Annotated in this window: 6 protein-coding genes and 1 tRNA gene; 2 read left to right on the top strand and 5 right to left on the bottom strand. The window is 74.9% G+C overall.

The annotated features are described in order from the left end of the window. Window position 1: 1 nt before the first annotated feature. Both ACWFR1_RS23635 and ACWFR1_RS23630 read right to left on the bottom strand, forming a co-directional pair. Window positions 2-75: transfer RNA gene (locus ACWFR1_RS23635), tRNA-Met, on the bottom strand. A 51-nt stretch (window positions 76-126) separates the two neighbouring features. Beyond that, on the bottom strand, window positions 127-621 hold the full coding sequence (locus ACWFR1_RS23630) for a rhodanese-like domain-containing protein (RefSeq protein ID WP_453554220.1): 495 nt from the start codon (window positions 619-621) through the stop codon (window positions 127-129). Between the two features lie 222 nt (window positions 622-843). Between ACWFR1_RS23630 and sigJ the strand changes: the two genes are divergently transcribed. Then, entirely contained in the window at window positions 844-1,806 is a 963-nt protein-coding gene (gene sigJ, locus ACWFR1_RS23625) for an RNA polymerase sigma factor SigJ (protein WP_453554218.1), read from the top strand. A 104-nt stretch (window positions 1,807-1,910) separates the two neighbouring features. After that, complete coding sequence (locus ACWFR1_RS23620; RefSeq protein ID WP_453554216.1) at window positions 1,911-3,221, top strand: DUF1254 domain-containing protein; 1,311 nt, start codon at window positions 1,911-1,913, stop codon at window positions 3,219-3,221. Between the two features lie 7 nt (window positions 3,222-3,228). Here ACWFR1_RS23620 and ACWFR1_RS23615 read toward each other — a convergent pair whose 3' ends face one another. From ACWFR1_RS23615 to ACWFR1_RS23605, 3 genes are read right to left on the bottom strand one after another with little or no spacing between them, the layout of a single operon-like run. Beyond that, window positions 3,229-3,822, bottom strand: coding sequence for a phosphatase PAP2 family protein (locus ACWFR1_RS23615; RefSeq protein ID WP_453554214.1), 594 nt, complete (start codon window positions 3,820-3,822; stop codon window positions 3,229-3,231). Between the two features lie 20 nt (window positions 3,823-3,842). Beyond that, window positions 3,843-5,303, bottom strand: a complete 1,461-nt coding sequence (locus ACWFR1_RS23610; protein WP_453554212.1) for a diacylglycerol/lipid kinase family protein — start codon at window positions 5,301-5,303, stop codon at window positions 3,843-3,845. Between the two features lie 43 nt (window positions 5,304-5,346). After that, a complete protein-coding gene (locus ACWFR1_RS23605) occupies window positions 5,347-8,274 on the bottom strand; it encodes an ATP-binding protein (protein WP_453554210.1) in 2,928 nt (975 codons plus the stop codon). Window positions 8,275-8,319: the final 45 nt, after the last annotated feature.

Here is an 8,319-nt window from a genome sequence, read left to right as displayed (position 1 = left end):
GTAGCGGGGACAGGATTTGAACCTGCGACCTCTGGGTTATGAGCCCAGCGAGCTACCGAGCTGCTCCACCCCGCGTCGGTAAACACGACTCTACGTCATGACCGGGGCAAAGACGAAATCGGTTCCTCAGCAGCCGCAGTCGTCCGAATCCACCGGCGCCGTGAGCGGGTCAGCGGCCTTCTCCGCGGGCCCTTCCCAGGTCTCGTAGGCGAAGCCCTCGCGCACCCAGTACTCGAAGCCGCCGAGCATCTCCTTCACCTGGAAGCCCAGCTCGGCGAGAGCCAGCGCGGCGCGCGTGGCGCCGTTGCAGCCGGGGCCCCAGCAGTACGTGACGACCGGCACGGACTTGTCGAGCAGCTGCTCGGCCTGCTCGGGGACGAGCGCGGTCGGCAGGTGGAGGGCGCCGGGGACGTGCCCCTGGTCCCAGGAGGCCGTGGAGCGCGAGTCGATCACGACGAAGCCCGGGTCCGTGCCCTCGGCGACCGCGGTGGCCAGGGCGGAGGCGACGTCGGAGACGTCCGCGTGGAAGGCGAGGCTGGCGGAGAAGTAGGCCGCAGCGGCGGCGGGAGAGGCCGGCGGGGTGCGGAGCACGGGGTTGACCTGCGTCGTTGTCGTCGTCATGGTGATCAATCTACGGATGATGATCATCGCGTTGAAGCGTGAATCCACGGCGGTCGAGGGCCTCGGCCGGGGAATCCCGGGCGCTCAACACGGGGTGGCGTGGATCTCACGCAACGAGACCGTTCGGACCGTCCGATCGACGCGGCTCGTGTCACATCGGCAGGGTTCCATCCGTCATGACGACATGACGACATGACGGGACGCGAAGGGGGAGATCGGCGAGTGAACGACGAACTGAACGACGAACTGAACGGCGGACCGGACGCCGACCCGCGCGCAGAGCCCGACCACGGCAAGGAAGCTCTGGCCCGGCGGTTCGAGGCCGACCGGGGGCACCTGCGGGCCGTGGCCTACCGGATGCTCGGCTCGCTCAGCGAGGCGGAGGACGCCGTCCAGGAGGCCTGGTTCAAGCTCAGCCGCACCGACGTCAGCGCGGTGGAGAACCTCAGCGGCTGGCTGACCACGGTCGTCGGCCGCGTCTGCCTCGACATGCTGCGCTCCCGCGGCTCGCGCCGCGAGGACCCGCTGGAGTACTACCTCCCCGACCCGGTCGTCAGCCTCGCCGACGCCACGCACCCCGAGCACACGGCGGAGCTCACCGAGTCCGTCGGCCTCGCGCTCCTCGTCGTCCTGGAGACGCTGTCGCCCGCCGAGCGGCTCGCGTTCGTCCTGCACGACATGTTCGCCGTCCCCTTCGACGAGATCGCGCTGATCGTGGACCGCACCCCGGCCGCGACCCGCCAGCTCGCCGGCCGGGCCCGCCGCCGGGTGCAGGACGCCTCGCCCGCCGCCGGGCCGGACGCGCGCCGCCAGCGGGAGATCGCCGACGCCTTCCTCGCCGCCGCGAACGGCGGCGACTTCGAGGGCCTGCTGGCGGTCCTCGACCCCGACGTGGTGCTGCGCGCGGACGGCGGGAAGGTCCTCGCGGCCGCCTCCAAGATCGTGCGGGGCGCCGAGGCCGTCATCGCGCAGGCCCTCATGTACGCGAAGTTCCGGCAGGCGGCGCTGCCGGTCGTGGTCAACGGCGCGCCCGCGTTCGTCGCGGTCGTCGACGGCCGCCCGACCGTCCTCATGTCGTTCACGATCGCCGGCGACCGCATCGTCGGGCTCCAGGTCCTGGCGGACCCGGAGCGGCTCGAAGGGCTCGGCCTCTCGGACGAGGACCTGGCCCGCGCGACCTTCTGAGGCCGGGCTCCCGGGCACCGCGCTGCGCATGCGGGAGGGGATCTTTCGTGCGAATTTGTACGAGTTGGTCCCCTCCCGTCCGCGAACCCGCAAAGGTGGCCGCTGTGCGACTGACTCCTGAGGAGGCCCGCCGGACGGCGGCCGACGCCTGGATCCGGGGCTTCCCGATCCTCGCCGACTACCGCACGATGTACGCGCAGGCGATCGACGCCGACGACCCCCGGTACGTGGGGGGCTTCGGCTGCTTCCGGCACTACTCGGAGCCGTTCACCGCGGCCAACACCGACGTCGTGACCCCGAACAACGACACCCCGTACTCCTGGGCATGGCTCGATCTGCGCGCCGAGCCCGTCGTGGTCTCCGTCCCGGCCGTCGACCGCTACTACGTCCTGCCGTTCCACGACCTCGACACCGTGTACGTCGGCTTCGTCGGCGCCCGGACGACCGGCCAGGAGGCCGGCGACTACGTCCTCGCGGGCCCCGGCTGGAACGGCACCGTCCCCGAGGGCGTCGCCGGCGTGCTGCGCGCCGACACCTTCCTCGTCGGCGTCGTCGGCCGCACCTACCTGGCCGGCCCCGAGGACGTACCCGCCCTGCGCGCGATCCAGGAGCAATACCTGCTGCGCCCCCTCTCCACGTACACGGACACGGCCGCGCCGCACCCCGTCGACGAGCCGGTCTGGCCGGTCTGGCGCGAGGAGGACCTCGGGAACGTCCAGTTCTTCACGCTCCTCGACTTCCTGCTCCAGTTCTTCCCCGCCCTGGAGGAGGACCGCGAACTGCGCACGCGGCTGGCGGCGCTCGGCGTCTCCGGCACGGGCGAGTTCGAACCGTCCTCACTGGCCCCCGACATCCGTAAGGCCGTCGAGCAGGGCATCGCCGACGCCCGGGCCCGGCTGGAGGAGGCCATGGACGCCACGACGGACTCCACCGGCCTCTTCGGCACGCGGGCGGAGCTCGGCGACGACCACCTCGGGCGGGCGGTCGCCGCGGCCATGGGGCTGTACGGCCTCCCCGCGGCCGAGGCCTGGTACGGCGGCTGGGTGACGGACGACCGGGGCAACCGGCCCCCGAACGCCGCCGATCACGACCACGTCGTCCACTTCCCGGCCGGACACCTCCCGCCGGCCCGCTTCTTCTGGTCGGCCACGATCTACCGGCTGCCCGAACGCCTCCTCGTCGACAACGAGATCGACCGGTACTCGATCGGCGACCGCACCCCCGGGCTCGTGTACGACGACGACGGCGGCCTCACCCTTTACGTACGGAAGGACCGCCCGGCCGACCCTGGGCAGGCCTCGAACTGGCTGCCGGCGCCCGACGGGCCCTTCACCGTCGTCGTCCGGATCTACGGCCCCGACCCGTCGGTCCTCGACGGCCGCTGGCGGCTCCCGCCCCTCACCGTCGCCGGATGACGACCGTTCAGCTCTCCCGGCCGGTCACCCAGTTCATGGCCGTCAGGGAGACGGCGGCACTCGCGACGCCGAGGACGGAGCCCGCGACGACATCACCCGGGTAGTGCACCCCTGTGTGCACCCGGGAGTAGCCCACGGCCACCGCCAGCGCCCCGAGAGGCACGGCGGCGACGGGCATGACGACCCCCACGGAGGCGGCGAACGCGACCGCCGAAGCGGTGTGCCCGGAGGGGAAGGACGCCGAGTCCGGCATGGGGACGTGCCGGCCCACCACGACCCGGGCCGCCTCCCGGTCCGGCCTCGGCCTGCGGACGAGCCGCTTGCCCAGCAGATTGGCCGAGGCCGAGGCCACCGCGATCGCCCCGACGCCCGCGAGGGCCGCCCGGCGGGGCCGGCCGGGGACGAGCGCGAGCGCGGCGGCGACGGCGAGCGAGATCTTGGAGTGGTTCGCCGCGGTGGAGAGCCGGCGCAGCGCGGTGTCGAGCGTGGGCGTGGGGGTGGCGGCCACGGCGGCGTACACGGCGCCGTCGACGGCCCGGAGGTCGTGCAGGACCGCCCGGAGGGTCTCCGTCTCCACCGTCTCCGCTGTCATGTCCGTCATGCGCCGCTCCTTGCGATGGTTCAGGGGGTACGGGGTGTGTGGAAGGCGAGCGTCGTGATCCGCCGCCAGTCGAGGGGCGGCAGGGGCGGCACCGTCCCCGGCCGGTCGCGGGGGACGAGGACCCGCAGGGCGCCGGGGCGGAGCGTGCAGACGACCGGGGTGGGCAGGGTCAGCGCCTCGCCGTCGACGGCGACGGAGATGGTCCCGCTGCCGCTGCCTCCGCCACTGCCGTTGCCGCTGCCTCCGCCACTGCCACTGCCGTTGCCGTTGCCGTTGCTTCTGGCGTTCGCCACGACCTCGACCCTACGGGCCGTCAGGATGTTCAGGCCGGCCGCCTGGGCCCCCCGTACCGCCAGCTCCGCGGCCTGCGCGGCGCCGTCCACGCGGATGCCGATCACCCCGAGCTCGCCCTTGTCCAGGCGCGGGCGGTGGGCGGAGGCGACGCCGAAGGGATCGGGCGCGGCGTAGGCGTTGTTGCTGACGAGGAGCGCCTGCTGCGCCGGGAGCCGGAGGGCGTCGACGGTCGCGTCGAGGCGGGCGCCCTCGCCGCCCTGGAGCAGGTCGGGCAGGACCTCGACCGCGGTGCCGGCCTTCGCGTCGCGGTACTCGGGGCGCTGGACGACGTCCGCGTACACACCGAAGGAGACGGTGTTGACGAAGGGCCGCCCCGCCACCTCGCCCAGGTCGACCCGGAGCTCCTCGCCGTCGGTCAGCGCGTTCAGGCAGTTCGCCGGGTCGGTGCGGTCGAGGCCCAGGTCCATGGCGAAGTGGTTGCGGGTGCCCGCCGAGATGACGAGGAACGGCAGGTCGTACTCGGCGGCCACGGCGGCGACCAGCGCCTGGGTGCCGTCACCGCCGGCCACACCGAGGAGGTCGGCGCCGTCGGCCACGGCCTTCCGGGCGAGCGCGGTGACATCGGTCTGCGCGGACAGGTCGAGCAGCACGACCTGGGCGCCCAGCGCCTCCGCGCGCGCCACGAGCCCGAAGCGGCCGACCTTCCCGCCCCCGGACTTCGGGTTCATGATCAGGACGGGCCGCCGCGGACGGGCCGCGGGCGCGCCGCGCATCAGCGCCTGCGCCTCCCGGTCGGGGCGGCGCAGGGCGGTCCGCGCGCAGCCGAGCGCCACGCCCCAGAGGGCGAGGGCCACCAGCGCGTTGCCCCAGACGCCGCCGACGACGTACAGGACGAACACGGCGATCGGCGCTCCCACGGCGAGCAGCGCGCCGAGCACCCGTACGGGTCCTCGGTGGGCGAGGAACCACCAGACGCCCATGGCCGCGACGGCGAGCCCCACGAGCCCGCTCAGAAGGATCAGCACCCCGCCCGTCAGGGCCGTCAGAAGCGCGACGACCGCGGCGGCCGCCGCCGCCAGCGCACAACGGGCCAGCCGCCGGGCCGTACCCGCCGGATCACCGGAACCGCTCGCCGTCACCGACCCCACCTCCACGCTCCGGATCCACAGTCCCCCACGCTCCCCCATCTCGCGCCCCGGAAGGACCCGTTCGGCGCAAAAAGATCTTCCTTCAGGGGCGTAGGCCCTGTGCGGCGAGGGCCGCCGTACCGGCGGCGGCGTGCTCACCCCCGGCGAGCAGCAGGGTGCGCGCCGACTGGTAGCGGCTGCCGGCCGCGTCGAACGCCCCCGCCGCGGCGAGCAGTCCCGGCACGTCGCCGTCGAGGAGGGCCTCCGCCCGGTCCAGCTGGGCGGTGGCGACCGGATGGCCGGCGACCGTGGTCCGGGCGGCGGCGATCCGGGCCCGCGCGTCCGGGTGCCCGGCGAGCACGGAGGCCTCCGCCCTGAGGGCCACGTACCAGTGCAGCCAGATCCAGGTGACCCACTTCCACACCCGCTCCGGCTCCGGCTCGACCCGGTCGAGGGCCGCGTGGGCGTCCCCTTCGTGGAGCAGGACCGTGGCGTCGAGGATCGCGCCGTAGCCGTGGCGGTACTCCTCCGCCGTGCCCGCCCGGTCGACGACCGCGAGCCACTCCGCCCGGGCGGCGCGGTCGCCGCGCAGACCGTGGACCATGGCGACCGAGGCGGCCGCGGGGCCGAGGGAGAAGGACTGCTGACGGCCGCCCCGCTCCCAGGCGTCGAGGAACCTGACGCTGCCGGTGAGTACGTCGTCGGCCCGGCCGGAGAAGGCGTCCGCGACCAGGAGCCAGGACGTGGCGTGGTGGCCCGCCTCGGCGAGGAGCGGATGACCGGCGAGGTCCCTGCCCCAGCGACGGGCCTCCGGCAGCCGGCCCGCGCCGAGGGCGGTTCCGGAGGCCATGGCGAGGGCGTCGAGGAGCTCGTGCGTCCGCGCGGGCGTCGGCGGCAGGGGGTCCAGGAGGTCGATCCTGCGGCGCGCGGCGGCCGCGGCGGCGAAGCTGTCACCGGCCCAGCTCCGGGCGCCGGAGAGCGCGTCGAGGGCGGCGGACTCCGCGACCGGGTCGCCCGCGCCCCGGGCGAACGCGACGGCCCGCTCGGCGAGGGCGACCGTCTCCTCCACGGTGTTGTCCGTGGCCCCCTGGACGGCACCGAACGCGTCCGCGAGCACGGCGGCCTCGGCGAGCGCGACGGCGGCCGCGCCCGTACTCAGGCCATCACCGAGACCGTCATCGGCACTGGTATCCGCACCCGCACCGAGACGGTCACCGGCACCCGCCCCCGCGCCGGTATTCACACCCGTACCGCCCCCACCCCCGACCAGCTCCCGCGCCTCCACCAGGAGAGCGGCCACCTCCTCCACCGACGGGAGGCGCGTGAACTCGCTGGAGAAGCGGTACGCGACGGTGGCGGCGGCCGCCAGGTCGCGGCCGGCCCCGGCGAGGTCCCCGGCCCGGCGGGCGGCCTCCCCGGCGGCCCGGTGCAGCCGGAACATGTCGTCGCCGAGCCGCCGGCACCCGGCCACCGCGGCGGCGAGCCGCAAGCACTCCCCCGCACCGGCGACCACACCGGAACCCGCACCGGCACCGGCACCCGCCTCGCCGCAGTCGTCGCCACCGGCGAGCACCGCGGCCTGCTCGTACCGCTCCTGTGCCTCGCCGAGCAGATGGCGGGCGAAGGCGGACTCCGCCAGGGACAGGGCGAGCCGGTGGGCGTCCGCGCGCAGCTCCTGCCGCTCGGCGGCCCAGGCGAGGGCGCCGCGGAGGTCCTCCGCCACGGCGTCGAACCGGGCACGCCAGTCCGCGCCGTCGACGTCGTCCAGGAGGCCGGCGGCCCGGGCCAGGCACCACTCCAGGTGCCGGGAACGGACGGCGACCGACTCACCGGCCTCGGCGAGCCGCTCGGCGCCGTACTGCCGGATGGTCTCCAGGGCCCGGTAGCGGGTGCCGGCGGCGGACGGCACCACGGTGAGCAGGCTCTGCTCGGCGAGTCGGCCGAGCCCGTCGGCGATCGCCCCGGCGCCGAGCGGGGCGAGACCCGCGACCTCCGCGGCCGCGTCGGCGGTGAACGGCACCACGAAGACCGACACCCGGCGCAGCAGCGCCCGGTCCGCCGGCTGCAGCAGGTCGTGGCTCCAGTCGAGGACCGCCCGCACCGACCGGTGCCGGTCGGCGGCCCGGGGCCCGCCGGAGAGGATCCGCAACTGGTCCGAGAGCCCGGCGACAAGACCGTCGAGCCCGAGCGTGGGCACGCGCGCGGCCGCCAGCTCGATGGCCAGGGCCATCCCGTCGAGCCGTTCGCAGAGGGACACCACCGTGTCGCGTACCGCCGGGTCCGGCGACAGACCGACCGCCGCCGCCCGTTCCAGGAAGAGCTCGACGGCCTCCGATTCGCCGCCCCCGGCCCGCGACAGCGGCGGAACGGGGAAGACCCGCTCGAACGGCACCATCAGCCGGGCCCGGCTCGTCACGAGCACCCGCACGCGCGGGCAGGCCGCGAGCAGCCGCTCCAGGAAGGGCGCCACCCCGTCGCGTATCTGCTCGCAGTTGTCCCAGACCAGCAGCGCCTGACGGTCCGCCAGCGCGGCGAACAGCGTCGCGTCGACACCGCGCCCGGGCTGCTCGCCGACGCCGACGGCGGCCGCGACGGCCGCGGCCACCCGGCCCGGATCGGTGACCGGGGACAGGTCGACGAACCACACCCCGTCGGAGACGTCACCGGCCAGCTCCGCGGCGACGGCCAGCGCGAGCCGCGTCTTGCCCACGCCGCCCGGCCCGACGGCGGTGACCTGCCGGTGCGCCTTCAGCAGGGAGGCGAGCTCCCCGCGCTCCCGCACCCGCCCGACGAACGCCGTCAGCGGCGCGGGCAGAAGGGGCGCCACCGGCTCGGCGGGGGCGGACTCGGCCGCGCGGCGGGAGAGCGCCCGCCGGTCCGGCACCGCGAGCTTGCGGAGCAGCGAGGAGACGTGCGACTCGACGGTCCGTACGGAGAGGAACAGCCGCGCGGCGATCTCCGCGTTGCTGAGGTGCTCCCCGAGGAGAGCGAGCACGTCGGCTTCCCGGGACGAGATCACTGAAGTGGACACGCCGTCATTATCGGCGCGTGCGGAGTCCTTTCCGCGGTCCTTCCG

This window comes from Streptomyces sp. NPDC055103 (genome assembly GCF_053607625.1).
This window is presented reverse-complemented; position numbering and strand designations above follow the sequence as displayed.